Below are 24,596 nucleotides of genomic sequence, written 5' to 3' on the forward strand. Positions count from 1 at the left end.
CATGGACAACACACCTGAGACCTCGACCATGAGCGCCTGGCGTCGTGAGACGTACGGGCCCGCCGCCGGCACGACCCTGCAGGAGATCCCCGTGCCCGTCCCCGGCCGCGGAGAGGTGGTCCTGCGCGTGACCGCCACGGCTCTCAACGCGGGCGACGTGCGTCTGATGCTCGGAGACCCGCTGCTCGTGCGGCCGGTGTTCGGCCTCACGAAGCCGAAATACCCGGTGCGCGGCATCGAGGTCGCCGGAACCGTCGTCGCGGTCGGACCCGATGTCGTGGGCGCCGAGCTCGACGAACATGTGGTGGGAGAGCTCGTCGGGGGAGGGGGGCTCGCCACGTACGTGCGCGTACCCGCCGCCCGGCTCGTGCCGGTCCCGCCCGACGTCGAGCCCGCGGTCGCGGCGTGCCTTCCGGTCGCCGGGGGGACCGCCTGGCAGGCTCTCGACCTCGCCGAGGTCGGGCTGCGCGCGGGCAGCGCTCCACGGGTCCTCATCATCGGCGCGTCCGGCGGAGTCGGCACCTTCGCGGTGCAGCTCGCCGCGCTCCGCGGCGCCGAGGTCTGGGCGACGTGCCGCACGCGCAACGCGCCGCTCATCGAGCACCTCGGGGCCACCCGCACCCTCGACCACCGCACGTCGCCGCTGAGCGAGCTGCCGGCCGAGCACTTCGACGCGGTCATCGACATCGCCGGTGGGATGCCGCTGCGCGATCTGCAGCGCCTCGTCGCGCCCGGCGGCACGGTCGTGCTCGTCACCGGCGACGGAGGGCACGTGCTGGGACCGGTGCCGCGCATGATCAAGGCCGCCTTCCTCTCGATCGGATCCCGCCGCATCCGTCCCCTCGCGGCCTCGCCGCGCCCCGAGGTCCTGGCCAAGCTCCTGGAGCTCGTCGCCGAGGGCCGCATCTCGCCCGTGATCGAGCGCGAGTACCCCTTCGCCGAGGCATCCGCCGCGCTCGCGCACATCGAAGCCGGGCACACGGTCGGCAAGCTCGTCGTCCGCGGGGCCTGACGCGCTCCGCACACCGGCGCGCGCGCTCTGGCGACGCACAGGGGGTGGATGACAGAATGGGAGCTGGCGTGCTCGAGTCGCATCTTCCCCGCAACCCCTCTGACGAGAAGCGGGTCGAAGGACCGCCGGGCCCCTGGACAGAGTCCGCCGCGTCCCGTTCCGAGGAGCATCTTGTCTTTCGAAAACACGCTGTCGACGCCTGAGGCCACCGCGACCCGCACCGCTCACCACCGGCACTACCTGATGTGCAAGCCGTCGCACTTCACCGTCAGCTACAAGATCAACCCGTGGATGGAGCCGGCCAACCCGACCGACACGGCGAAAGCCGTCGCACAGTGGCAGCAGCTGCACGACCTCTACCTCGAGCTGGGCCACGAGGTCGAGCTCATCGAGCCGCTCGCCGGATTCCCCGACATGGTCTACACGGCCAACGGCGGCTTCCTCATCGACGGCCGCGCCTATGTGCCGAAGTTCCGGTTCGTGGAGCGCCAGGGCGAGTCCCCGGCCTTCGCCGACTGGTTCCGCGCGGCCGGCTACGACACTGTCATCCCGGAGGAGGTCAACGAGGGCGAGGGGGACTTCCTGCTCGTGGGCGACGTGATCCTCGCCGGCACCGGCTTCCGCTCGACCGGCGACAGCCACCGCGAGGTCGGCGAGATCTTCGGTCGCGAGGTCGTGTCGCTGAACCTCGTCGATCCGCGGTTCTACCACCTCGACACCGCGATCGCCGTGCTCGACCCGGTGCAGGGCACGGAGAACGGCGGCCCGGAGCGGGCCAACATCGCGTACCTCCCCGGCGCGTTCGACGACGCGAGCCGCGCGATCCTCGAGGAGCGCTTCCCCGAGGCGATCCTCGTCTCGGACGAGGACGGCTCGGTGTTCGGGCTGAACTCGGCCAGCGACGGCTACAACGTCATCATCTCGCCGCGCGCGAAGGGCTTCGAGAAGCAGCTGCGCGAGCGCGGCTACAACCCGATCATGATCGACCTCTCCGAGCTGCTGCTCGGCGGCGGCGGCATCAAGTGCTGCACGCTCGAGCTGCGCGGTGCGAATTGAGCGGCCCTTCGACAAGCTCAGGGACCCAGGTCGAAGGCGTGACCGAGCCGCACGTCGCGCACAACTACCACCCGCTTCCGGTGAACATCGCGCGGGGTGAGGGGGCCTGGCTGACGGATGTCGAGGGCAAGCGCTACCTCGACCTGCTCGCCGCCTACTCCGCGGTGAACTTCGGCCACCGGCATCCGGCTCTCGTCGCAGCTCTCACCGAGCAGCTCGGACGCGTCACCCTGATCAGCCGCGCGTTCCAGAGCGACCGGCTCGAGCCGTTCGCCGCGGCGCTCGCCCAGCTCGCGGGCAAGGACATGGTCCTGCCGATGAACACCGGAGCCGAGGCCGTCGAGACCGGCATCAAGGTCGCCCGCGCCTGGGGCTACCGGGTGAAGGGCATCGCGGAGGGCCGTGCGCGCATCATCGTCGCCGCCGGCAACTTCCACGGCCGCACCACCACGATCGTCAGCTTCAGCGACGACGAGTCGGCACGCGACGGCTTCGGGCCGTACACGCCCGGGTTCGACGTGGTCCCGTACGGAGATGCGGATGCCATCGCGGCAGCCATCACCGACGACACGGCCGCCGTGCTCGTGGAGCCGATCCAGGGCGAAGCCGGCGTCGTGATCCCGCCGGAGGGGTACCTGCGCCGCATCCGCGAGATCTGCGATGAGAAGAACGTGCTGTTCATCGCCGATGAGATCCAGTCCGGACTCGGCCGTGTCGGCGAGACGTTCGCGTGCGACCGCGAGGGCGTCGTCCCGGACCTCTACCTGCTCGGCAAGGCGCTCGGCGGCGGAATCCTTCCGGTCTCGGCCGTGGTCGGGAACGCCGACGTGCTCGGCGTCATCCAGCCCGGGGAGCACGGCTCGACGTTCGGCGGCAACCCGCTCGCCGCAGCCGTGGGCCTGCGCGTGGTCGAGATGCTCGAGTCGGGGGAGTTCCAGGAGCGCGCCCGCGCACTCGGGGAGCACCTCGGTCAGGCGCTGCAGCCGCTGATCGGCCACGGCGTCACGGCCGTCCGCCTCGCAGGACTGTGGGCGGGCGTCGACATCGACCCCGCCAAGGGCACCGGCCGCGAGATCGCCGAGAAGCTGCTCGCGCGGGGCGTGCTCGTCAAGGACACGCACGGTCAGACCATCCGCATCGCCCCGCCGCTCGTGATCCGCGCGACGGAGCTCGATTGGGCGGTGGAGCAGCTCAAGCTCGTTCTCGGGGCCTGACTCGCGCTCCTGTCGAACCACCCGCTTCGGTGCGAGCGGCCCCTTTGTGAACGTCTTCACAGGGGCCGCTCGCACGAAAAGGGGCGGCTCGGCGGCGCGGTGACTCAGGCCGGCGGGGAATCAGGGTCGAGCGTCTTGAGGGTGGCCTCTTCGGCCGCGTTGTCGGCCTGGAGCTGATCCTCGGTCGCCTTGTCGCCGCCGAGCGGTGCCTCGTGATCGGGACCTGCGCTGCCCTGGATGGCGCCGCCCGTGGACTCGCCGCGGGAGCTGTCGCCCTGGATCGCGCCGCCGTCGCCGCTGTCGGCACCGTCGTGATCGGGTCCTGCGCTGCCCTGGATCGCGCCGCCCGTGGACTCGCCGCGCGCGGCATCGCCCTGGATGGCGCCGTTGTCACCGCCCTCATGGCCTTCGTTCTCTGTCGTGCCGTCGACGCCGGTCGCGCCTTCGGCCGGTTCCTGCGGGTGCGGGGTGCTTTCGCTGTTCTCGTCCATGCGCCGACACTACGTTCGGCCGCAGCGTGCACGAAGGGTGTTGACAACGGGCCGTCGTGCGAGGACCCTTCAGTCGTTCTTCGTCGCGGTGCGGATCGGCGTGGTCGCGGCGGCCTCGTCGCTGAACTCGATCGGGTCGGCCCGCTCGATCACGCTGAGGGGGCGCGTCTCGTCGAGGGTGAGCAGGAACCGGCGGTTCTCGTCGCGGTGCAGGCGTCCGGAGGTGAACACCCAGATCGCGCCGATCGCGCAGGCGACGAATCCGGCCGTCCCGCCGAGCATGATCGCGGTGCGCGGCCCGAAGGCATCGGCCACCCAGCCGGCGATGGGCGCGCCGACCGGCGTCGAGCCCATGATCACGGCCATGTAGAGGGCGAGCACGCGTCCGCGCAGCGACGGGTCGGTCGTCATCTGCACGTAGCCGTTCGCGGTGGTCAGCAGCGTCACGATCATGAAGCCCGTGAACATCAGCGTGACCGCGTAGGACGCGTAGGTCGGCATCGCGGAGGAGACGAAGGCGGCGACGCCGAATCCGCCCGCGGCGAGGATGACGACGCGCACGCGCGCCCGGTCGCGTCGTGCAGCGAGCAGGGCGCCCGCGAGGGAGCCGATCGCGAGGATCGAGCTGAGCACGCCGTAGCCGTCGGCTCCGGACCCGAACTCGATCGCCATGGTCGAGGCGAAGATCGGGAAGTTCATGCCAAACGCGCCGATGAGGAAGACGGTCACGAACACCACGCGCAGGTCGCTGCGCCCCCACACGTAACGGAAGCCGGCGAGGAGGCCGCCCCTGTTGCGCGTCTTCGGACGCGCGGCGAGCAGGCTCTTCCGCAGCATCAGCAGGGCGAGGATCATCGCGAGGAACGTCGCGGCGTTGACGATGAACACCCAGCCGGAGCCGATCGCCACGATCAGGAGGCCGCCGACAGCGGGCCCGATCATGCGGGCGAGGTTGAAGGATGCCGAGTTCAGGGCGACCGCGTTCGACGTGTCGCCGGCGGAGACCATGTCGGACACGAACGCCTGCCGCGCGGGCGCGTCGAAGGCGTTGACGACGCCGAACCCGAGCGCGAAGCAGAACATCATCGGCAGCGTCATGACGCCGCTGAGAAGGAGGATGCCGACGGCGATGGCCAGGCCGAGCAGCGCGGTCTGCGTGACCATCAGGATGTGGCGCCGGTCGAAGCGATCGGCGACCCAACCGGTCTGGCTGACCAGCAGGAGGGGAGGGCCGAACTGGAGCGCCATCGTGACGCCCATCGCCGTCGCGTCGTTGTCGGTCAGCTCGGTGAGGACGACCCAATCCTGCGCCGTGGCCTGCATCCAGCCGCCGATGTTCGAGACGAGGGCGCCGGCGAACCAGATGCGGTAGTTGATGTTCGCGAACGAACGGAACATGGCGCTCATCGCTCGACCGCCCGTCGCATCAGTGCACTGGCTTCGCGGAGCGTGGTCAGCTCCGCCTCGGTGTAGTCGACCTCGCGCAGCATGTCGGCCAGCAGTTCGTCGCGGCGTCGGATGGTCTCGACGACGATCGCGATCCCGGCGTCGGTGATGTCGACCTGCACGCGGCGGCGATCGTCTTCGTCGGGCGTGCGCACGACGAACCCCTGCTCCTCCAGGCCGTTGACGAGGCCGGTCATCGATGGAGCGGCCACGCGTTCGCGCTCGGCCAGCGTCGAGATCGTCCGGCGACCGTTCATGCGCAGATCGGCGAGCACCGCGAGCTGCGCATCGCTCATCGAATCCGCGGCCCGGGCGCAGCGCAGGCGGCGGGCCAGCCGGAATGTGGCCATGCGGAGGTCTGTGGCGGTGAGGTGGAGGGATTCATCAGACGCAGACATTACTTAGGTAGCCTACCTAACCTTCTGGAAGAGGGAAAGGCCGACCCGGCAGAATGGGGGGATGACCCGAACCCTCGCCCTCGAGATCGCCGTGCAGGACCCCGCCGGAGTGCGCATCGCCGCGGAGGTCGGCGCGACGCGCGTCGAGCTCGCGACCGCCCTCGCCCTCGGCGGGCTCACTCCCTCGCCCGCGACGCTCGAGCTGGCCGTCGAGACCGCCGGCGCCGAAGGGCCGGAGGTGCACGTGCTGATCCGGCCGCGCGCGGGGGGATTCCACTACACCGAGGACGAGCTCGTCGTCTCGGAGCGCGACGTGCGCCGGGCCATCGGAGCCGGTGCCGCCGGTGTCGTGATCGGCGCCCTCGATGCCGACGGCGCACTCGACGTCGATGCCATGGCGCGTCTGCGCGACGCTGCCGGCGGAGCATCCGTCACCCTCCACCGCGCGATCGACATGACGGTCGATCCGGTCGCGACCCTGCGCACGGCCAGAGACCTCGGACTCCGTCGCGTCCTCACCTCGGGCGGAGCATCCGTCGCGATCGACGGCATCGACACGCTCCGCGCCCTCGTGGCTGCGGCCGAGGGCGGGATCGAGATCATGGCGGGCAGCGGCGTCGACGCGGCCAACGCTCCGGGGCTCGCCGCGAGCGGCGTCGATGCGATCCACTTCTCCGCGAAGCGAGCCGTCAGCGAGGCCGGGGGAGTGCGCATGGGGTCCGCCTCCGACGGCGTCGGGGGCTACGAGGTCACCGACCGCGAGACGGCGCTCGCGGTCTGCGCCGCGCTCGGTCGGTGACCCGCCGGCGACCCGCGGTCGGTAGGCTCTCCCCGTGACGGATACTCGCGAGTTCACCGACGCCCATGGCATCGCCATCGTCTACGACGTCCATCCGGCCACCACGACGCCGCGCGGAGTCGTCCAGCTCCTGCACGGCGTCGGCGAACATGCCGGCCGGTACGGCGTGCTGGCGAAGGCCCTCGCCGCAGCCGGTTTCACCGTGTACGCCGACGATCATCGCGGCCACGGCCGCACCGGCATCCGCCAGCACGACGGACCCGCGCGACTCGGGCACCTCGGCAAGGGGGGACTGCGCGCAGCGGAGGATGCCATCTGGCAGCTCACCGGCATCATCCGCGACGAGAACCCCGACCTGCCGCTCGTGCTCCTCGGGCACTCCTGGGGATCGTTCCTGGCGCAGAAGCTCGTCAACCATCACCCCGAGGCCTGGGATGCGGTCATCCTCTCCGGCTCGGCCCTGCTGACCCCGGGCTCGCTGAACGCCGCGCCGCTCAACGCGCGCTGGGCGAAGGACGAGGGCGCGACGGGGCTCGAGTGGCTCAGTCGCGATCCCGCCGTGTGGGCGTCGTTCGACGACGATCCGCTCACCACCGACGTCCCGCTCCTCAAGCTGTTCGGCCCGATCGAGGCCGCCAAGCTCTACGGACGCCCGGCGAAGGATCTCGTCGCGAAGGCGGGCCACGACATCCCGATGCTCCTGATGGTCGGCCGCGACGATCCGGTGGGCGGACCGCACAGTGTGCACAAGCTCGCCGACGAGTACCGCTCGCGTTCCGGTCTCACCGACGTCACCACCCTGGTCTATCCGGATGCGCGTCACGAGATCTTCAACGAGCTGCAGCAGGAAGAGGTGCGCGCCGACGTGCTCGCCTGGCTCGACACGCACTTCCCCTCGCGCGCGCAGAGCTGACCGCCAACCCGGCTGAGCGCCCGCGCATTCCCTTCGGAGTCGCGAGATTACGCACGGTGAAGGTGCGTGACGTCATCCGGGCAGGCGACGCCTGATGCGCTCTACATTCGGACCAGTATTCCGCGGGAACGCGAGAGGGCGGTCGGATGAGCTTCGTCAGCGAATGGCGCGATTGGCACGCGGCGCGTGAGCGGCTCGCGGGCTCGGAGTACGGCCCGTCAGCCCTCGAGTCGACGAACTGGCTCATCGAGATGCCCGCCGCCGTCGACGGCATCCCCGGCCTCTGGGCGCTGACCGGCGACGGCGGCATCCGCGGCAGCGAGCTCGGGCAGTCCGGCGCGAGCGTGACGCTGCGGGGTGCGGAGAGCTTCCGGCTCGGGCGGCGCGAGCTGCGCGTCTTCGACCGGCACGGGACGCTGGCACTCCGGGTGCTGAACCCGTCCCGCCCGCAGCGCGAATGGTTCACGGCGATCGACGCCTACGCGCCCGACGAGCGGTGGCGTCTGCCCGCGCGGTTCGAGCCGACGCCGGACGAGCGGATCGTCATCACCGCGGTCGACGGCGAGGAGCGGGAATCCCCGGTCGCGGGGCGTCTGCACTTCGAGCTCGCGGGCGCGCCGCACACGTTGACCGTGACGCGGAGCTCGCAGGGGACGCTGAGTGCGGTCTTCGCCGACGGCACCAACGGGCTCGAGACCTACCGGTTCCGCTTCCTCCCGATCGAGGAGCCCGCCGAAGACGGCTCGGCGATCATCGACTTCAACCGCGCCTACCTGCCGCCCTGCGCGTTCTCGGATCAGTTCGTCTGCCCGCTCCCACCGTCGGGCAACCGCTATTCGACGCCGATCCGGGCCGGAGAGCGAGTCGTGGTGCTCGGCGGCTGACCCGCCGCGGGCGCTCTGCGCGCCTTAAGCTGGAACCGTGCACGGTGAATACAAGGTCCCAGGGGGAAAGCTGGTCGTCGTCGACCTCGACGTCGAAGACGATCGGATCGCGCGTTTCCGCCTCGCCGGAGACTTCTTCCTCGAGCCCGACACGGCGCTCGACGACATCAACGCCGCCGTGAACGGCCTGGCGGTCGAGTCGGATGCGACGGTCATCGCCGCCGCGGTGCGCGAGGCGCTCCCGGACGGCGCGCAACTCCTCGGCTTCACGCCCGAGGCCGTCGGCACCGCCGTGCGCCGCGCGCTGGTGACCGCGCCGGGCTGGCGCGACTTCGACTGGGAGATCGTGCACGACAAGGCCGTCTCGCCGCGGATGAACCTCGCCCTCGACGAGGTGCTCACCTCGCGCGTCGGCGAAGGGCGTCGCCGGCCGACGCTGCGCATCTGGGAGTGGGACGAATCGGCCGTCGTGATCGGCTCGTTCCAGTCGTACCGCAACGAGGTCGACCCCGAGGGGGCGGCACGGCACGGCTTCGACGTCGTGCGCCGCATCTCCGGCGGTGGAGCGATGCTCATGGCCGCGGGACAGATCATCACGTACTCGCTGTACGTTCCGGCATCCCTCGTCGCGGGCATGACGTTCGCCGACTCGTACGCGTTCCTCGACGACTGGGTGCTGCAGGCGCTGCGGTCGCTCGGGATCGATGCGGTCTACCAGCCGCTCAACGACATCGCGAGCCCGACCGGCAAGATCGGCGGCGCCGCGCAGAAGCGCCTCGCCAACGGTGGCGTGCTGCACCACGCCACGCTCTCGTACGACATCGACGGCCAGACCATGACCGAGGTGCTGCGCATCGGCCGAGAGAAGCTGAGCGACAAGGGCACCACCTCGGCGGCGAAGCGCGTCGACCCGCTGCGCAGCCAGACCGGACTGACGCGCGCCGAGATCATCGAGCGCTTCAAGGACACCTTCCGTTCGCTGACGGGTGCCGAGACGGTCGCGATCGCCCCGGAGGAGTACGCCGCAGCCGAAGACCTGGTGGAGTCGAAGTTCGCCACCGAGGCGTGGCTGCATCGGGTGCCGTGACCGGCGCCGTCACGATCATCGAGGGCGACAACCTCGCCGTCGCAGCGGCTCTGCCCACGGCATCCTTCACGCTTGTCTATCTCGACCCGCCGTTCAACACCGGTCGCGCACAGGAGCGGCAGGTCGTCACCGCGCGGCGGGCGTTCACAACTCAGGAAGAATCTGCCGAACCGGGCGTTGAAGGCGCCCGTTCGGCAGAACTCGCGACGAATGGACTGAATACTGCACAGCCGGCCGCGGCGACTGAGGTCCGGCACGGATTCCACGGCCACGCCTACGAGCGGGTCCGCGGCATGCTGCGCACCTACGACGACAGCTTCGACGACTACGGCACGTTCCTGATGCCGCGGCTCGAGGAGGCATGGCGGCTCCTCGCCGACGACGGCACCCTCTACCTGCACCTCGACTACCGCGAGGCGCACTACGCGAAGGTGATGCTCGACGCGGTGTTCGGGCGCGAGTGCTTCCTCAACGAGCTGATCTGGGCGTACGACTACGGGGCGAAGTCTCGCCGTCGCTGGCCCACGAAGCACGACACGATCCTCGTCTACGTGAAGAACCCCCGGGAGTACGTCTTCAACTCCGAGGACGTCGACCGCGAGCCCTACATGGCGCCGGGGCTCGTCACCGCCGAGAAGGCGGCACGGGGCAAGCTCCCCACCGACGTCTGGTGGCACACGATCGTGCCGACGACCGGACGCGAGAAGACCGGGTACCCGACGCAGAAGCCCGAGGGGATCCTCCGCCGCATCGTGACCGCGTCGAGCCGTCCCGGCGACCGCGTGCTCGACCTCTTCGCCGGCAGCGGCACGACAGGGGCGGTCGCCTCGGCGCTCGGCCGCGACGCCGTGCTCGTCGACGACAACCCCGAGGCCGTCCGTGTGATGACCGAGCGGATGCCGCACGCCGAGGTCTCGCGCCTGTCTGAGTAGCCGCCGCCACCGGCATCCATCGGTCGATTTCCCGGTTGCAGGTCGAAACGGGCGGTTTCGACCTGCACCCGTGAAACGAACCTGCAGATGCAGCCGCCCCGGCGTCAGGACGGGCGCAGCAGCACGAGGAACTGCTCGATCTCGGCAGCCATGTCGAGCGTCGGGTCGAGCATCCACGCGGACTGGAGGCCGTCGGCGAGGGCGTGCATGGTGCGCACGATCCACGCCGGATCGAGGTCGTCGCGCAGAAGCCCCGCCTGTTGGTCCGCGGCCACCTGCGCGAGCGTGAAGTTCTCGACCCGCGCGGTGCGCTCGCGGAAGTAGGCATGCGCCGGATGCTCGGGGTCGCCCGCCTCCGCCGCGAGCTGCGCGTACAGCTGCACGAGTCCGGGGACCGAGGCGTTGTGCCGGGTCACGGCGAGAAAGGCGGCGATCACGTCTTCGCCGGCGTACTCCTGCTCGTCGCGGTCGTCGCGCGCCTGGAGGATCGCGACGAAGAGCTCTTCCTTCGTGCCGAAGTAGTGCAGCAGGCCGGCGGGGCTGAGGCCGGCGGCATCCGCGATCTCCCGCACCGAGGCCTTGCGGTAGCCGTGCTCGGCGACGACGGAGAGCGCGGCTTCGAGGATCTCCTCGCGCTTGGCGACGCCCTTCGCGTATGCCCCTCGAGTCGCCATGGATCCAGGGTAACCGTCACGGCGATGTCTTTCTCACGACTCGGTCACGAATACCGAACAACGTTCGTGAATCACTTGCGCTCGCCGCCGCTCGTCTGTCACGATGTCCGATGAATACCGAATGACGTTTGGTATTCATTCCGAATCCGCTCAACGAGGAGCCGACATGTCCGTGTCCCCGCTCGACCCCGCCACCGATCTCGCCCCGACCGGGACGATCCGATCCGCACCGCCCGCGCCGGGCGAACCCGCTGCCAGTCCACCCGCGAACAGGCGCCTGCTGCCCAGTCTGCTGATCGCCTCGCTCACCCTGTTCGCCACCTACGGCGGACTCATCGCGATCCTGCTGCCGAGTCAGGTGCTGCTGATCGACGAGGCCAACAAGGTCGCCAACCTCGGCCTGGTCACCACGATCTCGTTCGTCTTCACCCTCTTCGCGCAGCCGATCGTCGGCGCGCTCAGCGACCGCACCCGGTCGCGCTTCGGCCGCCGGGTGCCGTGGATGGTGATCGGCGCGATCGTCGGCGGTATCTTCCTCTTCGGGCTCGGCTCGCTCAGCGACATCCTCTGGATCACGGTGTTCTGGGTCGTGATCCAGGTCGCCCTCAACTTCTTCCAGGCGCCGCTCACCGCCATCACCGCCGACCGTTTCCCCCGGGCGAAGCGCGGCGGCGCGAGCGCGATGATCGGGCTCGGCACCCAGCTCGGGATGACCGTCGGGATCATGCTCGCCGGTGCCTTCGCCGCGCAGATCGGCATCGGGTACTCGGTGTTCGGCGGCGCGGTCATCGTCGCGGCGCTGCTGTTCGCCGTCGTCAACCGGGACTGGTCCTCGAAGGATGCCGCGGTCGACGCGTTCCGCTGGGGCGCGTTCTTCAAGGGCTTCTGGATCGACCCTCGGCGCCACCCCGATTTCGCGTGGGCCTTCGCCGCCCGCTTCCTGCTGATCCTCGGCTACTTCGTCGTCACGTCGTACCAGCTGTACATGCTCACCGACTACATCGGACTGCCGCTCGCCGACGCGCAGGGGGCCGTCGTCACGCTGACGCTGGTCGCCTTCATCCCCACGCTCATCGCGATCGCGCTGTCGGGCTGGTGGAGCGACAAGGTGGGGCGCCGCAAGGTGTTCATCTACGCGGCATCCGTCGTGATGGTCGCCGGTCTCGCGATGCCCCTGCTGCAGCCGAACATGACCGGCATGATCCTGATGAGCATCATCAACGGCATCGGCTTCGGACTGTACATGTCGGTGGATGCCGCGCTGATGACCGAGGTGCTGCCGAACGAGGGCGTCTCGGCGGGCAAGGACCTCGGCATCCTCAACGTCGCGACGAACGTGCCGCAGGCCCTGAGCCCGGCGATCGGAGGAGTGATCATCACGGCACTCGGCGGATACGCGACGCTCTTCGTGTTCGCGATCGTCTTCGTCATCCTCGCGGCGATCGCCACCGCCCCGATCAAGGGAGTCCGCTGATGCTCAGCAACGAACAGGAGAATGCTGTGATGACCGACACCGACACCGAGTTCGTCGAGGTGACCACCGCCGCAGGGCGCGTGAGAGGTCGCTGGCGTCCGACCACGGGCGGGCGGGGGAATCCGCGGTCCGCCGCATTCCTCGGCATCCCGTTCGCAGAGCCACCGGTCGGCGCGCGTCGATTCCAGGCGCCGGTGCCGAAGGCGCCCTGGGCCGGGGTGCGCGACGCGCTGGTCTTCGCGCCGACCGCACAGCGCGGGGACCCCGGAGTCACTCTGATCCCCGAGCCGAGCGTCGAGGGCGAGGCCACGCTGAACGTCAACGTCTTCACGCCCGCCCTTCGACGAGCTCAGGGACCCGGTGAGGCGGAGGAGGCGGGTCCCGGCCTGCCGGTGCTGGTCTGGATCCACGGCGGCGGGTACTTCGCCGGGTCGCCGGCCAGCCCCTGGTACGACGGCCGCAACTTCAACCGCGACGGCGTCGTCACGGTGTCGATCTCGTACCGGCTCGGTTTCGACGGCTTCGGCTGGATCGAGGATGCTCCGTCGAACCGCGGCGTGCGCGACTGGCTGCTGGCGCTCGAGTGGGTGCAGCAGAACATCGCGGCGTTCGGCGGCGACCCGTCACGCGTGACGATCGCCGGGCAGTCCGCGGGCGGCGGCGCGGTACTGACGCTGCTCGGGATGGAGAAGGCGCAGCATCTGTTCCACGGTGTCTACGCCCTCTCCGGCGCACTCGCCGACGTCGCCCCGCAGCGGGTGGAGGCGTTCGGTCGTGGTCTCGCGGCCGCCGCAGGAGTCGAGCCGACCGTCGCCGGATTCTCATCGCTCAGCGAGGATCGCGTCCTGGAGCTGCAGAAGAAGGCGACCCGGATGGGTCCGAACTCGCTCGGGACGATCGTCGACGAGGGGCTGCCGCTCGGGCCGTCGATCGACGGCGACCTGCTGCCGCGCTCGACGCGAGAGTCGCTGCGTGCGGGCGTCGGCGCCGACAAACCGCTCGTCCTCGGGGCGACCGACGACGAGTTCACGATGGCGTTCACGGGCGCAGCGGAGCGTGCGTTGCGCTGGGTGCCGCAGAACTTCCTGCTCGCCAGGCTCGGCCTGCCCAAGAGCGCGCGGCACGCGTATCTCGCCGCGAACGCCGATGTCGCAGGACAGGGCAAGGCGCGCCTCGCGGGGCGGCTGCTCACCGACCGGATGTTCCGCACCGCGCTGCTGAACGTGGTGGAGGATCGCGGGTCGGCCCCGACCTGGCTGTACCGCTTCGCGTGGCCGTCCGGACATTTCGGCTTCGCTGAGCACTGCCTCGACGTGCCGTTCTTCTTCGACTGCCTCGACGGCCCCTCGATGGAACCGCTCGCCGGCCCGAACCCGCCGCAGGGTCTTGCCGATGAGCTGCATGGCACCGCGGTCGCGTTCATCGCCGGGGGAGACCCGGGCTGGCCACGGCACGAAGGGGCGGCCGGCATCGCGCGGGTGTACGACGTGCCGACGCGTGATGTCGCCGACGCCTACGCCTCGGTGCGCCCGCTGCGGGGTGCGGCGTCGTGACCGCTATCGAGACGGCCGGGGTCCGCACCCGGCCGGTGAAGATCGCGCGCCCGCGACGGATGCTGTGGATCTCCCTCGGGCTTCTCGTCGTGTTCGTCGCGCTGGCTCTCGGCGTGCTCGCCGCGCCGGATGCGCCGTGGTCGCAGGCGCTCGATGACGGCTGGAGACGGTTCGCCGGTGTGGGGCCGGAGTCCTGGCTCCCCGGCTTCGCCGTCGCGCAGCTGTTCCAGCACCTCGGCCAGCTCCCCGGAGTCGTGCTGATGATGCTCCTGCTCCCGCTGGTGCTCGTGCTCGTCGGGCGGTGGCGTTCGGCGCTCTTCGTGATCGCCGTGCAGCTGGCCGGACCGGGGCTCCTGTCGCAGCTCACGAAGAACCTCGTCGACAGGCCGCGCCCGACCGAGGACACCGTGGCGGGCCTGTTCGGACCGCTCGTCCCGGTCGATCACGGCTCGTTCCCGTCCGGGCACTCGGTGAGTATGGCGGCGATCATCATCACGGTGCTCGCCCTCATCCCGGCATCCGCGGTGTGGGCGCGACGCATCTGGATCGCGATCGGCGTGCTGCTGGCCGTCGGCATGGTGTGGCAGCGCACACTGATCAACGCGCACTGGTTCACCGACACCTGCGCGGGACTGATCGGCGGGGCGGCGGTCGCCGTGCTGCTGTGGTGGGCGTTCCTGCCGTGGCTGCGGCGCGATCACGACCGCCGGGCGTGGTTCCTGCGGAAGGCGGAGGCTGCTCAGCCCACGCGATAGGCCCGGTAGAGCACGGTGCTCGCCTGCCGCTGGGCCACCGCGAGGAACAGGCTCCGCGGAAGATGTGCGAGCGACTCCGCGGCAGTCTCCACGGCGACGGTCGTGCGGAAGCAGTAGCTGCGCGGGTCGACGTCCTCGCCACGGCCCAGCCGCTCCAGCACCTCGGGCGATCCGGTGCGCAGGCCCTTCGCGTGCAGCAGCAGCAGGTCGCCGGATGCCGTGCGCGCAGAGTAGCGGCCGTCGATCTCGATCGTGCCGTCGGGGCGGACCACCTGCCAGTCCGCCCCACCGGGCAGGATGTCCGCCTCGACGGCGCCCGTGATGCGTCCGCCCAGGATCGGCACGACACGGCGATGGCCGGCGCTGGTGACACCATGATCTTCGAGCGGCCCCAGATCGACGGTCACGTCGAATGCGACGTCCAGCGTCGGCGGGGGCAACAGGTCGTGCGGCGTCATCGGATCTCCTTCGGGTCGGCCGAGGCCGGGACGTCGGCGGCTCCCAGCGCGGCGCAGAGCTTCTCGAGCACGGGTAGCGCTCGACCGAGCGCCACGCGATCCTCGTCGTCGAGGGTCGCCGTCGCCCGGGTGACGAGGGCAGCGTTCGCCGCATCGAATCGGTCGAACAGGTCCAGTGCCGTCGCCGAGGCGCGGACGGTGACGCGTCGGCCGTCGGAGGGGTCCGGTGCGCGTTCGATCAGTCCCTCGGCCTCCATGGTGCCGAGCAGATTGCTCACGGTGGGGCGGCTCAGACGCAGGCGGGTGGCGATCTCCGCCGAGCCTCGGGATGTGCCGCGGGGGAGGGCGCGGATCACGTCGATCTGCGCGTCGCTCAGTTCGGGGAGCGCAGCCTCGGCTCGTGTGGCAGCGAGAAGCGCACGGCGGAGCGGTGAGATGACGGCGGCGAGCCGCGCGGCGTCGAACCCGGTCATCGCGAAGCCTCCGCCTGAGGGGTGAGCGATGCGCGTTCGTTCAGGACCGACGGGAGGAAGCCCGCTGTCGCCTTGTAGTCGGCCGCGATCTTCTCGCGCTCGGCGAGCGGGATCACCTCATCGATGTCGGTGAAGCCCTGCGGGGCGCGTTCGGCGGCGAGCTGCATGACTCGCTCGGGACCGGTCGCCCGGGTCCCGGCGAGCAGGGCGGTCATCGCGGGTCGCCGGGCCTGCTCGTAGCCGGCGAGCCCTTCCTCGACGGTTCCCGCGGACGCGAGGTGGAACGCGAGCGTGCGCGCATCGAGGATCGCCTGCGAACCTCCGTTCGAGCCGTTCGGGTACATCGCGTGCGCGGCGTCGCCGAGCAGGGTGGTGCGCCCGAACGTCCACTGCGCCAGGGCATCCCGATCCACCATCGGATACTCGAGGATCTCGTCGGCCGCAGCGATGGCGGCGGGCACATCGAGCCAGTCGAAGCGCCAGTCCCGGAAGAGCTCCGCGATCGGTCCGGGATCGACGGAGCGGTTCCAGTCCGCGTCTCCCGTGCCGCCCGCCCGGCGCTCGGCGATGAAGTTCACCAGCATCCGTCCATCCTGATCCGGTTCCGAGAGCGGGTAGGCGACGAACTTCTGCTCGCCGTCTCCCGCCATGATCATGGTGCGCCCGTCGAGGAACGCCGGGATCCGACTCACGCCCCGCCACAGCGTCAGGCCGCTCCAGGGCGGCGCACCTTCGGCGGGATGGCGCAGGGCGCGCAGCGCGGAATGGATGCCGTCGGCGCCGACGATCACGTCGCCCGTCGCCTCGACCTCACCGTCCTCCGTGGCGAAGCGGGCGGTCTCGGTGCCGTCGGGGTTCGCGGCGACGCCGACGAGGCGATGACCGAGGCGGATCGGCTCGGCGAGGCGGGCTTCGGCGAGATCGCGCAGCGCCAGCTGCAGGCGCCCGCGATGCACGGAGAGCTGCGGCCAGCGATACCCGGCGGCGATGCCTCGGGGTTCGCTCCAGATGCGCTGTCCGTGCCGATTGAAGTAGCTGAGACTCGTCGGGGCGACGCCGAGGGCGGCGATGGTCTCGGCCACGCCGAGTTCGGTCAGCTCGCGCAGCGCGTGAGGGAGCAGGTTGATCCCGACGCCGAGTCCGCGAATGGCGGTGCTGCGCTCGTAGACGACGACGTCCCGCAGGCCGGCCTCGTGAAGGCTGACTGCGGCGGCGAGGCCGCCGATGCCCGCGCCGACGATGATGATCTTCATCGATCTCTCCTGATCCCTGCTCGTCGTGAGCAGCGATTATAGTTTTGTCACAAAACTATACGGAGCGCAAGAGGATGTTCAGTCGCGCTCGGCGGCGCGCTCCGCCGACTCGAGGATCACGTCGACGCCGAGCAGGAACAGCTCGCGGTCCTTCAGCTCCGAGAGCAGGATGCCGTTCTCGGCGATATGCGGGAACTCCCGGGGGTCGGCCAGAAGGGGAGAGTCGATCCAGGGTGTGTCGGCGTTCTCGTCGGCATGGCCGGCGCGCGCTCGCGCGATGCCTGCCGCCGCGGAGAGGACATACGAGGCGAGCAGCGCGTAATGGCGGACCAGCGCCTCACCGCGCAGGCCCGCGCGATGGAACGCCTCGAGCATGAGCTCGATGGCCGCGAGCTCGCCGGGGCCGTGGGTCGTCAGCGACGTCGCCTCTGCCCCGATGGCCGGGTAGCGCGTGAAGGCGCCGAGCGTCGTCTCGCTGAGCTGACGGAGGCGGCCGCGCCAGTCCTCGACCGGGATGGAGACGGATGCCGTGGCCTGCACGGTGAGTTCGTCGAGGAGAGCGCTCATCAGCGCATCCTTGCTCGCGAAGTGACGATAGATCGCGGTCGGATCCGCGCCCAGCCGGTTGCCGAGCTCGCGCACCGAGATCGTGGCCGCACCCGATTCGGCGAGCTCCAAGCCCGTGTCGATGATCAGCTGCCGGTCGAGTCGTACCCGCGTGGTCGCCTTGTCGTTCGTCATCGTCTCTCCGGTCCCGTCCGAGTCCATCGTGTCACGTCGATCGGCACGACTTCGCTCGAATTCGTCCACGCCGCTGTCAACACTGTTGACAGCATAGCCGTCGGCGTTCTACCGTGGGGCGATCCAGCAGCTTCGATGGCGAAGCACGACGAGAAGAGACGAACGATGGCCGACGAGCTCATCTTCCATGGCGGTCCCGTGTTCACCGGTGCCGGGGCGCCCCTCGAGCAGCACGCCGTGGTCGTGCGCGACGGTCGCATCGTCGCCGTGGTCCCCGAGACGTCGGTCGCCCTGCCGGCCTTCGCCGACGCGGAGCGCGTCGACCTCGGGGGCGCGCTCCTCAGCCCCGGATTCCAGGACGCGCACATCCACCCGGTCGGGGGCGGCATCGAACTGCTCCAGTGCAACCTCACGGAGGCGGAGGATGCCGCGCAGTCCGCCGAGCTCATCCGGGCGTACGCCGAGGCGAACCCCGAAGAGGAGTGGATCCTCGGCGGCGGGTGGGGGATGGACCACTTCCCCGGCGGCAATCCGCCGCGCGGCATCCTCGACGAAGCGGCGGGCGGGCGCCCCGTGCTGCTGCAGAGCCGCGACCACCACAGCACCTGGGCGAGCACGGCCGCCATCGAGCGCGCCGGGATCACCGCGGACACCCCGGATCCCGATGACGGACGCATCGTGCGCGAGTCGGACGGATACCCGGCCGGCACCTTCCACGAGGGAGCGGGGGACCTCTTCGCCGCCGTGCGGCCGGCGACCTCGGACGACCTCGCCTACCAGGGGCTGCTCCGCGCGCAGGACGAGCTCATCGCGCTCGGCATCACGGGCTGGCAGGACGCCATGGTGGGAGCGGACTCCGGCGGGATCGCCGATCCGCTCGCCGCGTACGAGCGTGCCGCCGCCGACGGACGGCTGCTCGTGCACGTCGTGGGTGCGCAGTGGTGGAGGCGCGACGGCGGGATCGACCAGGTGGAGCGGATGGCGGAGCGGCGTGAGCGCGCCGCCGCAGCCCACCCCGATCGACGTATCGACCTCGGCACCACCAAGATCATGGTCGACGGGGTCGCCGAGAACCAGACCGCGGCGATGCTCACCCCCTACCGCGACGATGCCGGCCACGACACGTGCAACCACGGTCTGAGCTTCATCGAGCCGGAGAGACTGCGCGAGTACGTGACCGCGCTCGACGCCTCGGGTCAGCAGGTGCACATGCACGCCCTGGGCGACCGCGCCGTGCGCGAGGCGCTCGACGCGTTGCAGGTCGCCCGCGATGCCAACGGCGACACCGACGGCCGCCACCACCTCGCGCACCTGCAGGTCGTCGCCGCCGATGACGTGCCACGGTTCGCGGAGTTGGGTGCCGTCGCCAACATCCAGGCACTGTGGGCCACTCACGAGGACCAGCTCGACGAGCTCACGCTGCCCTTCCTGCAGGAGGGTCAGGTCGATCGCCAGTATCCGTTCGGCGACCTGGCGCGCGACGGAGTGCGCTTCGCCGCCGGCAGTGACTGGCCCGTGTCCACGGCCGACCCCCTCGCGGCGATCCACGTCGCCGTGAACCGCGCCTACCCGGGATCCGAGCATCCGCCTCTCGGTGGCGAGCACCAGCGTCTCGACCTCGAGACGGCGCTCGCCGCCTACACCTCCGGCAGCGCCTACGTGAATCGACGCGACGACGACACCGGCAGCATCCGCGAGGGCTGTCTCGCCAACCTCGTCGTCATCTCCCCTGATCCTTTCCGCATCCCCGCCGATGATCTGCACCTCACCCGGGTCACCTCGACCTGGATCGAAGGGCGCCGCGTCTACACCGCACCGGAGCCCGCTGCATCCGCACCTGCTGCACCCGCACGTACTGCATCCGCCGACGATCGCCAGGAGTCCTGATGAACCGCTCTCTCCGCTCCCGTTCCTCCGCACGCTCCACCCGCCGCACGAGCGCCGGTGTGGTCGCCGGCATCCTCGCCGTCGCCGCGCTCGCCGGCTGCGCCCCGGCGGGCACGGCCGACTCCGGCGCCGACGACCCCATCGACTGGGAACTGACCGAGGCCACGGCCGAGCCCTCGGGGGACATCGACTCGTTCACGTTCGCGAGCTACGCCGAGCCGAACTCGCTCGACTACGCCTACGCGTTCGACTACGCCGACAACTCCGTGCTCGCCAACGTCTGCGAGTCGTTGCTGCGCCTCAACCCGGACTTCTCCCTCAGCCCGGGTCTCGCCGAATCGTTCGAGCATCCGACCCCCGACACCTGGGTGTACACGATCCGCGAGGGCGTGACGTTCCACGACGGCACGCCGCTCACCGCGGCCGACGCGGTCGCCTCGATGAGCAGGCACCTCGACCCCGAGGTGGGATCGTTCTGGTTCTCGGTGTACCAGAACGTCGCATCGATCGAGCAGACCGGCGACCGCCAGGTGACCGTCACCATGAACGGACCCGACTCGCAGTTCAACCTCGGGATGGGCGGCGCCGCCGGTGTCATCGAGTCGGCCGCGACGCTCGCCGACAAGGGGGCCGACTACGGCAACTCCACCGGCGGGGTGAACTGCACAGGCCCGTTCGAGCTGGCCGCATGGGAGTCGGGCGAGTCGATCACGCTGACCGGCTTCGACGACTACTGGGACGACGAGCTCAAGGCACGGTCCGGCGAGGTCGAGTTCGTGTTCATGACGGATCCCACCGCGCGGATCAACGCGCTGAAGTCCGGCAGCGTCGACGGCTCCTGGATGCTGCCGATGGAGGCCGTCCCCGCTCTGCAGTCCTCGGGCAAGGGCGACGTGGTCTTCGGGTTGAACACGGCCGTCGGCAACCTCGTGGTCAGCGACCTCGAAGGTCCGCTCGGCGACCTCCGGGTGCGCAAGGCGCTGCTGCTCGCGCTGGATCGCGACGGCATCCTGCAGGCCGCCTACCGCGGCGTGGGGGAGACCACCGACGTGATGACGACGGAATCGGTCTGGCAGGAGGCGTCGGATGCCGGGCGCGGCGCGGCCTTCGACGATGTCAGCCATTACGACCAGAACGTCGAGGAGGCGAAGAAGCTGATCGCCGAAGCCGGAGCCGAGGGAGCCGAGCTGACCTACGTGACCGCGCCCATCAGCAATGACTTCTCCGTCATCTCGCAGGCGACCGTCGCCGCGGCGCAGTCGATCGGCCTGAAGGTGAACGTCGAGACCGTGACCCCCAACGCGTACACGGCCCTGTTCTCGGACCCGAGTGCCCGTGAGGGCGTCGATCTGTTCTACACCAGCTGGTATCTCTCCAGCCCGGATGCGCTCGAGATGTACTCCGTGCTGCGCACCGGCGACTTCAGCAACTACGGCGGCTGGTCGAACCCCGAGTTCGATGCGGTCGTGGCCGAGGCCACCGCGATCGACGACCCGGCGGCGCGCAGCGAGGTGACCGCGAAGGCGCAGCAGATCGCGAACGCCGAGCTGCCGTGGCTGCCCCTGTACCAGGCGCCGGTCTCGCTGTACCTCGGCGAGCGCATCACCGGTGTCCAGCCCTCTGTGGCCTTCATGTACTACCCGTGGGCCGCCACGATCGGCGCTCGATGAGCAGCGCGCGTCGCGTCGCGGGAAAGCTCGGCGGGCTGCTGCTGACGCTCTTCCTGGCGTCGCTGCTCGTCTTCTTCTCGCGGTTCCTGGTGCCGGGCGACCCGGTGAGCTTCCTGCTGCGCGGTCGCAAGCCGAGCGACGAGGCGGTGGCCGCGGTCACGGCGCAGTACGGTCTGGATCTTCCGCCGTGGGAGCAGTACCTCCGCTGGATCCTCGGTGTGCTGCAAGGGGACTTCGGCCGTTCGCTGCAGTACCGGCAGGATGTCACCCAGGTGATCGGCGATCGACTGCCGGCGACCCTGATGCTCGTCGCCATGGCCGGCGCGATCGTGCTCATCGCCGGGGTCGTGCTCGGCGCTGCCGCGGCGCTCAACCGGGGGAAGGCTGTCGATCGGTTCATCCTCATCGGACTCACCGTGCTCGGCGCCATCCCGTCGTTCGTCGGCGCGATCGTGCTCATCGCCGTGTTCTCCATCCAGCTCGGCTGGTTCCCCTCCTTCGGCTCCGGCGACGGGTTCTTCGACATGCTCTACCATCTGACCCTGCCCTCGCTCGCGTTGGCGCTCGTCTTCATCGTGCTGGTCGGGAAGGTGACCCGTTCGGCCATGGTCGATCAGCTGGGCCGTGAGCACGTCGAGGTCTCCACGAGTCGCGGCGCACGCCGGTCGACGGTCATCCGTCGTCACGTCCTGCGCAACGCGCTGGGTCCCATCCTCACCGTGAGCGGGGTGCTCGTGGCCGGGCTCATCGTCGCGAGCTCCATCGTCGAGGCGGCGTTCGGCCTCTCCGGCATCGGCTCGCTCCTGGTGCAGTCGGTCGACCGGCTGGACTTCCCGGTCGTGCAGGCCATCGTCCTCCTGGTGGTGCTCGCCTTCGTCGTGATGAACGCCCTGGTCGACATCCTCGAACCCTGGATCGATCCGCGCTCCGCAGCGGGAGCAGGTGCCCGATGACCTCTTCGACCCCCACCCTCGCGATCCGGCTGCTGCGCTCGCCGCGCCGGAAGCGGCCGCGATTCCTCTTCCTCGCGGCGATCGTCGTGCTCGCCGTCGTCACACTCGCCGCGATCTTCGCTCCGTTCGTCGCCCCGTACGATCCGGATGCCGTGGACTTCCTGTCCTTCCTCGCGCCGCCATCGGCCGCGCACTGGCTCGGCACCGACTCTCTCGGCCGGGATCTGCTCAGCCGCCTCATCTACGGCGGACGCACCGCCCTCATCGGACCGCTCCTGGTCGTCGTCTTCTCGACCGTGATCGGCATCCTGCTGGGGCTCTGGGCCGGCTGGCGCGGTGGCTGGATCGACGCCGCCCTGAGCCGGGTGTTCGACGTGCTCTTCGCGTTCCCGTCGCTGCTGATCGCGATCATGGCCGTCGCCCTGTTCGGGAAGGGACTGGTCGCACCGGTGATCGCGATGAGCATCGCCTACGCGCCGTTCGTGGCCCGACTCACCCGGTCGCTGGTGGCGGCCGAGCGCACGCGCCCTTACGTCTCGGCCTACCGGGTGCAGGGATTCGGGGGTGCGTGGATCGCGCTGCGCCGCGTGCTGCCGAACGTGACGCCGATCGTCGGCGCGCAATCCACTCTCAACTTCGGATACGTGCTCGCCGAGCTCGCCGGTCTCTCGTTCCTCGGCCTCGGCGTGCAGGCGCCGACGGCCGACTGGGGCGCGATGATCAACGAGGCGCAGTCGGGCGTGGCCGCGGGGCAGTTCCTGCCGGCCATCGCACCGGCCGTGGCGGTCGTGCTCGTCGTCGTCGCCGTGAACATCATCGGCGAGGAGCTGTCCGACCGCATCGGAGGAGGAACCCCCGCATGAGCACTCTGCTGGACATCCAGGACCTGACACTCGATCTGCCGAACGGCGACAGGCTGCTGCACGGCATCAGCCTGCAGGTCGCGGCCGGCGAGACCGTGGGGCTCGTCGGCGAGTCGGGGTCGGGCAAGTCCCTCACCGCGCGCGCGGTGCTCGGACTCCTCCCCGATCGGTCAGCCGTCGGCGGCACCATCGCCGTGAACGGGCGCTCGCCGCTCGCCGGCGCCGCCGCGCGGCAGGAGATCCGTCGTCATGAGTCGGCCATGGTCTTCCAGGACCCGCGCGCCGGAGTGAACCCGATGCGCACGGTCGGCGACCACGTGACCGAGGCGCTGCGTCTGTGCGAGGGGTGGTCGAGGGATGCCGCGCACGCCAGGGCCCTGGAGCTGCTCACCGCGGTCGGGCTCCCCGCTCCGGAAGACCATCTCCGGCAGCATCCGCACGAGCTCTCCGGCGGCATGCTGCAGCGCGTGATGATCGCCGGCGCCCTGAGCGCATCGCCGGGCTTGCTCGTGTGCGATGAGCCGACCACCGCGCTCGATGTCACGACCCAGGCCGAGATCGTGCGGGTACTGCGAGAGCTGTGCGCGCAGAACGGGATGGGGATGCTGTTCATCACCCACGACCTGAATCTCGCGGGCTCGCTGTGCGATCGACTCGTCGTCATGAAGGACGGCGCGGTGATCGAGGAAGGCCCGGCGACCGCGGTGCTCTCGGCACCCGCGGCCGACTACACACGGCGGCTGGTGGCGGCGACCCCGCGCATCTCCGGGGCGATCACCGCACCCTCGCCGGCGACCGGCACCGACGCTCAGCTCGTGGTGTCGGGCGTGGGCAAGACCTACCGCCGACGTGGGAAGGAACCGGTGGTCGCCGTCGCGAACGCCGAGCTCTCGATCCCGCGCGGCGGCTCTCTCGCAGTGGTGGGGGAGTCGGGGTCGGGTAAATCGACGCTCGCCCGGATGATCGTCGGTCTCGAGGAGCCGGACGCCGGTGAGATCAGGATCGGCGGACGCTCGATGGCCGGCATCCCCCGTTCGCGGGTGGAACGCCTGGAGCGCGCGAAGAGCGTGCAGATGGTCTTCCAGGACCCGTACCTGTCGCTGGACCCGCGGATTCCCGTCGGCCGCGCGATCGACGACGTCCTGACGCTGCACACCGGGCGCCGCGGCGCGGCGGCGCGAGACCGCGCGGTCGAACTCCTCGCCGCCGTCGGACTGGGCGAAGAGTACGTCGCCGCCCGGCCCCGCACCCTCTCCGGAGGCCAGCGGCAGCGCGTGGCGATCGCACGGGCGCTCGCCGTGGAACCCGCGCTGCTGGTGATGGACGAGGCGACGAGCGCACTCGACGTCTCGGTGCAGGCGCAGGTGCTCGACCTCGTCGCCGGCATCCGTCGCGATCAGGGACTGACCCTGCTCTTCATCAGCCACGACCTCGCGGTCGTGCGACGCGTGTGCGCCGAGACGATCGTCATGCGCCGCGGCGAGATCGTCGAGGCGGGATCGACGGAGCAGCTCCTCGGCGACCCGCAGCACGCGTACACGCGACTGCTGATCGACTCGGTTCCGGTTCCGGTGGCCTGACGGCCGGCGCGGCGACAGGCGCCACCTCGA

General features: G+C 70.3%; 24 protein-coding genes. 16 read left to right on the plus strand and 8 right to left on the minus strand.

What is annotated here, in order from left to right:
• Position 1 precedes the first annotated feature (1 nt).
• The 3 genes from ABD648_RS15580 to rocD all read left to right on the plus strand — a co-directional run bounded on the left by ABD648_RS15580 (position 2) and on the right by rocD (position 3,282).
• A complete protein-coding gene (locus ABD648_RS15580; RefSeq protein WP_282215872.1) occupies positions 2 to 1,012 on the plus strand; it encodes an NAD(P)-dependent alcohol dehydrogenase in 1,011 nt (336 codons plus the stop codon).
• A gap of 243 nt (positions 1,013 to 1,255) precedes the next feature.
• The gene (gene ddaH / locus ABD648_RS15585) at positions 1,256 to 2,068 is read left to right on the plus strand and encodes a dimethylargininase (protein WP_425561731.1); all 813 of its coding nucleotides are present in this window, start codon (positions 1,256 to 1,258) and stop codon (positions 2,066 to 2,068) included.
• Between the two features lie 38 nt (positions 2,069 to 2,106).
• Positions 2,107 to 3,282 (plus strand): ornithine--oxo-acid transaminase, encoded by a 1,176-nt coding sequence (gene rocD / locus ABD648_RS15590; RefSeq protein ID WP_282215873.1) that lies wholly within the window; start codon positions 2,107 to 2,109, stop codon positions 3,280 to 3,282.
• Between the two features lie 104 nt (positions 3,283 to 3,386).
• On the opposite strand, the gene ABD648_RS15595 is transcribed toward rocD, so the two are convergent.
• From ABD648_RS15595 to ABD648_RS15605, 3 genes are all read right to left on the minus strand, one after another.
• Positions 3,387 to 3,773, minus strand: a complete 387-nt coding sequence (locus tag ABD648_RS15595) for a hypothetical protein (RefSeq protein ID WP_282215874.1) — start codon at positions 3,771 to 3,773, stop codon at positions 3,387 to 3,389.
• 69 nt (positions 3,774 to 3,842) lie between these two features.
• Positions 3,843 to 5,171: an MFS transporter gene (locus ABD648_RS15600; RefSeq protein WP_282215875.1), complete on the minus strand. Its 1,329-nt coding sequence runs from the start codon at positions 5,169 to 5,171 to the stop codon at positions 3,843 to 3,845.
• A 5-nt stretch (positions 5,172 to 5,176) separates the two neighbouring features.
• Positions 5,177 to 5,617 carry a MarR family winged helix-turn-helix transcriptional regulator gene (locus ABD648_RS15605; protein WP_282215876.1) on the minus strand — a complete coding sequence of 147 codons (441 nt, stop codon included), beginning with the start codon at positions 5,615 to 5,617 and terminating at the stop codon, positions 5,177 to 5,179.
• Between the two features lie 61 nt (positions 5,618 to 5,678).
• On the opposite strand from ABD648_RS15605, the gene ABD648_RS15610 reads away from it, so the two are divergent.
• The 5 genes from ABD648_RS15610 to ABD648_RS15630 all read left to right on the plus strand — a co-directional run bounded on the left by ABD648_RS15610 (position 5,679) and on the right by ABD648_RS15630 (position 10,232).
• Entirely contained in the window at positions 5,679 to 6,416 is a 738-nt protein-coding gene (locus ABD648_RS15610) for a copper homeostasis protein CutC (protein ID WP_282215877.1), read from the plus strand.
• Positions 6,417 to 6,450: 34 nt separating this feature from the next.
• Entirely contained in the window at positions 6,451 to 7,329 is an 879-nt protein-coding gene (locus tag ABD648_RS15615; RefSeq protein WP_282215878.1) for an alpha/beta fold hydrolase, read from the plus strand.
• A gap of 146 nt (positions 7,330 to 7,475) precedes the next feature.
• Positions 7,476 to 8,213 carry a DUF1684 domain-containing protein gene (locus ABD648_RS15620; protein WP_282215879.1) on the plus strand — a complete coding sequence of 246 codons (738 nt, stop codon included), beginning with the start codon at positions 7,476 to 7,478 and terminating at the stop codon, positions 8,211 to 8,213.
• Between the two features lie 37 nt (positions 8,214 to 8,250).
• Positions 8,251 to 9,300 carry a lipoate-protein ligase LplAB gene (lplAB, locus tag ABD648_RS15625; RefSeq protein ID WP_282215880.1) on the plus strand — a complete coding sequence of 350 codons (1,050 nt, stop codon included), beginning with the start codon at positions 8,251 to 8,253 and terminating at the stop codon, positions 9,298 to 9,300.
• On the plus strand, positions 9,279 to 10,232 hold the full coding sequence (locus tag ABD648_RS15630) for a DNA-methyltransferase (protein ID WP_282215881.1): 954 nt from the start codon (positions 9,279 to 9,281) through the stop codon (positions 10,230 to 10,232). Before lplAB ends, ABD648_RS15630 begins: the two co-directional genes overlap by 22 nt.
• 104 nt (positions 10,233 to 10,336) lie before the next feature.
• Here the strand turns inward: ABD648_RS15630 and ABD648_RS15635 are convergent, their stop codons facing one another.
• On the minus strand, positions 10,337 to 10,906 hold the full coding sequence (locus ABD648_RS15635) for a TetR/AcrR family transcriptional regulator (RefSeq protein WP_282215882.1): 570 nt from the start codon (positions 10,904 to 10,906) through the stop codon (positions 10,337 to 10,339).
• Positions 10,907 to 11,072: 166 nt separating this feature from the next.
• On the opposite strand from ABD648_RS15635, the gene ABD648_RS15640 reads away from it, so the two are divergent.
• From ABD648_RS15640 to ABD648_RS15650, 3 genes are read left to right on the plus strand one after another with little or no spacing between them, the layout of a single operon-like run.
• Positions 11,073 to 12,380: an MFS transporter gene (locus ABD648_RS15640; RefSeq protein WP_282215883.1), complete on the plus strand. Its 1,308-nt coding sequence runs from the start codon at positions 11,073 to 11,075 to the stop codon at positions 12,378 to 12,380.
• A 29-nt stretch (positions 12,381 to 12,409) separates the two neighbouring features.
• Complete coding sequence (locus ABD648_RS15645) at positions 12,410 to 13,933, plus strand: carboxylesterase/lipase family protein (RefSeq protein WP_282215884.1); 1,524 nt, start codon at positions 12,410 to 12,412, stop codon at positions 13,931 to 13,933.
• The gene (locus tag ABD648_RS15650; RefSeq protein WP_282215885.1) at positions 13,930 to 14,688 is read left to right on the plus strand and encodes a phosphatase PAP2 family protein; all 759 of its coding nucleotides are present in this window, start codon (positions 13,930 to 13,932) and stop codon (positions 14,686 to 14,688) included. The genes ABD648_RS15645 and ABD648_RS15650 overlap by 4 nt, the downstream gene beginning before the upstream one ends.
• On the opposite strand, the gene ABD648_RS15655 is transcribed toward ABD648_RS15650, so the two are convergent.
• The 4 genes from ABD648_RS15655 to ABD648_RS15670 form a co-directional block, all read right to left on the minus strand.
• A complete protein-coding gene (locus ABD648_RS15655) occupies positions 14,673 to 15,146 on the minus strand; it encodes a DUF3237 domain-containing protein (RefSeq protein WP_282215886.1) in 474 nt (157 codons plus the stop codon). The genes ABD648_RS15650 and ABD648_RS15655 overlap by 16 nt on opposite strands.
• Positions 15,143 to 15,619, minus strand: coding sequence for a MarR family winged helix-turn-helix transcriptional regulator (locus ABD648_RS15660; RefSeq protein ID WP_282215887.1), 477 nt, complete (start codon positions 15,617 to 15,619; stop codon positions 15,143 to 15,145). The genes ABD648_RS15655 and ABD648_RS15660 overlap by 4 nt, the downstream gene beginning before the upstream one ends.
• The gene (locus ABD648_RS15665; RefSeq protein WP_282215888.1) at positions 15,616 to 16,872 is read right to left on the minus strand and encodes a flavin-dependent oxidoreductase; all 1,257 of its coding nucleotides are present in this window, start codon (positions 16,870 to 16,872) and stop codon (positions 15,616 to 15,618) included. Before ABD648_RS15665 ends, ABD648_RS15660 begins: the two co-directional genes overlap by 4 nt.
• A 78-nt stretch (positions 16,873 to 16,950) precedes the next feature.
• Positions 16,951 to 17,613 (minus strand): TetR/AcrR family transcriptional regulator, encoded by a 663-nt coding sequence (locus ABD648_RS15670; protein WP_282215889.1) that lies wholly within the window; start codon positions 17,611 to 17,613, stop codon positions 16,951 to 16,953.
• A gap of 135 nt (positions 17,614 to 17,748) precedes the next feature.
• Between ABD648_RS15670 and ABD648_RS15675 the strand changes: the two genes are divergently transcribed.
• The 5 genes from ABD648_RS15675 to ABD648_RS15695 are packed head-to-tail and all read left to right on the plus strand — an operon-like array spanning position 17,749 to position 24,566.
• Positions 17,749 to 19,500, plus strand: a complete 1,752-nt coding sequence (locus ABD648_RS15675; RefSeq protein WP_282215890.1) for an amidohydrolase — start codon at positions 17,749 to 17,751, stop codon at positions 19,498 to 19,500.
• Positions 19,500 to 21,170 (plus strand): ABC transporter substrate-binding protein, encoded by a 1,671-nt coding sequence (locus tag ABD648_RS15680; RefSeq protein WP_282215891.1) that lies wholly within the window; start codon positions 19,500 to 19,502, stop codon positions 21,168 to 21,170. The genes ABD648_RS15675 and ABD648_RS15680 overlap by 1 nt, the downstream gene beginning before the upstream one ends.
• Positions 21,167 to 22,123, plus strand: a complete 957-nt coding sequence (locus ABD648_RS15685; RefSeq protein WP_282215892.1) for an ABC transporter permease — start codon at positions 21,167 to 21,169, stop codon at positions 22,121 to 22,123. Before ABD648_RS15680 ends, ABD648_RS15685 begins: the two co-directional genes overlap by 4 nt.
• Entirely contained in the window at positions 22,120 to 22,986 is an 867-nt protein-coding gene (locus tag ABD648_RS15690; RefSeq protein WP_282215893.1) for an ABC transporter permease, read from the plus strand. The genes ABD648_RS15685 and ABD648_RS15690 overlap by 4 nt, the downstream gene beginning before the upstream one ends.
• Positions 22,983 to 24,566 (plus strand): dipeptide ABC transporter ATP-binding protein, encoded by a 1,584-nt coding sequence (locus ABD648_RS15695; protein WP_282215894.1) that lies wholly within the window; start codon positions 22,983 to 22,985, stop codon positions 24,564 to 24,566. The genes ABD648_RS15690 and ABD648_RS15695 overlap by 4 nt, the downstream gene beginning before the upstream one ends.
• The last annotated feature ends 30 nt before the right edge of the window (positions 24,567 to 24,596 follow it).

It is taken from the genome of Microbacterium luteolum, assembly GCF_039533965.1.
GTDB classification, from domain to species: domain Bacteria; phylum Actinomycetota; class Actinomycetes; order Actinomycetales; family Microbacteriaceae; genus Microbacterium; species Microbacterium luteolum.

Bases quoted from the DNA above. Each gene is read 5' to 3' on its own strand.
- ABD648_RS15580 (WP_282215872.1), top strand. From the start codon at position 2: ATGGACAACACACCTGAGACCTCGACCATGAGCGCCTGGCGTCGTGAG.
- ddaH (WP_425561731.1), top strand. From the start codon at position 1,256: ATGTGCAAGCCGTCGCACTTCACCGTCAGCTACAAGATCAACCCGTGG.
- ABD648_RS15595 (WP_282215874.1), bottom strand. From the start codon at position 3,773: ATGGACGAGAACAGCGAAAGCACCCCGCACCCGCAGGAACCGGCCGAA.
- ABD648_RS15600 (WP_282215875.1), bottom strand. From the start codon at position 5,171: ATGTTCCGTTCGTTCGCGAACATCAACTACCGCATCTGGTTCGCCGGC.
- ABD648_RS15605 (WP_282215876.1), bottom strand. From the start codon at position 5,617: ATGTCTGCGTCTGATGAATCCCTCCACCTCACCGCCACAGACCTCCGC.
- ABD648_RS15610 (WP_282215877.1), top strand. From the start codon at position 5,679: ATGACCCGAACCCTCGCCCTCGAGATCGCCGTGCAGGACCCCGCCGGA.
- ABD648_RS15620 (WP_282215879.1), top strand. From the start codon at position 7,476: ATGAGCTTCGTCAGCGAATGGCGCGATTGGCACGCGGCGCGTGAGCGG.
- ABD648_RS15635 (WP_282215882.1), bottom strand. From the start codon at position 10,906: ATGGCGACTCGAGGGGCATACGCGAAGGGCGTCGCCAAGCGCGAGGAG.
- ABD648_RS15640 (WP_282215883.1), top strand. From the start codon at position 11,073: ATGTCCGTGTCCCCGCTCGACCCCGCCACCGATCTCGCCCCGACCGGG.
- ABD648_RS15645 (WP_282215884.1), top strand. From the start codon at position 12,410: ATGACCGACACCGACACCGAGTTCGTCGAGGTGACCACCGCCGCAGGG.
- ABD648_RS15655 (WP_282215886.1), bottom strand. From the start codon at position 15,146: ATGACGCCGCACGACCTGTTGCCCCCGCCGACGCTGGACGTCGCATTC.
- ABD648_RS15660 (WP_282215887.1), bottom strand. From the start codon at position 15,619: ATGACCGGGTTCGACGCCGCGCGGCTCGCCGCCGTCATCTCACCGCTC.
- ABD648_RS15665 (WP_282215888.1), bottom strand. From the start codon at position 16,872: ATGAAGATCATCATCGTCGGCGCGGGCATCGGCGGCCTCGCCGCCGCA.
- ABD648_RS15670 (WP_282215889.1), bottom strand. From the start codon at position 17,613: ATGACGAACGACAAGGCGACCACGCGGGTACGACTCGACCGGCAGCTG.
- ABD648_RS15675 (WP_282215890.1), top strand. From the start codon at position 17,749: ATGGCGAAGCACGACGAGAAGAGACGAACGATGGCCGACGAGCTCATC.
- ABD648_RS15680 (WP_282215891.1), top strand. From the start codon at position 19,500: ATGAACCGCTCTCTCCGCTCCCGTTCCTCCGCACGCTCCACCCGCCGC.
- ABD648_RS15685 (WP_282215892.1), top strand. From the start codon at position 21,167: ATGAGCAGCGCGCGTCGCGTCGCGGGAAAGCTCGGCGGGCTGCTGCTG.
- ABD648_RS15690 (WP_282215893.1), top strand. From the start codon at position 22,120: ATGACCTCTTCGACCCCCACCCTCGCGATCCGGCTGCTGCGCTCGCCG.
- ABD648_RS15695 (WP_282215894.1), top strand. From the start codon at position 22,983: ATGAGCACTCTGCTGGACATCCAGGACCTGACACTCGATCTGCCGAAC.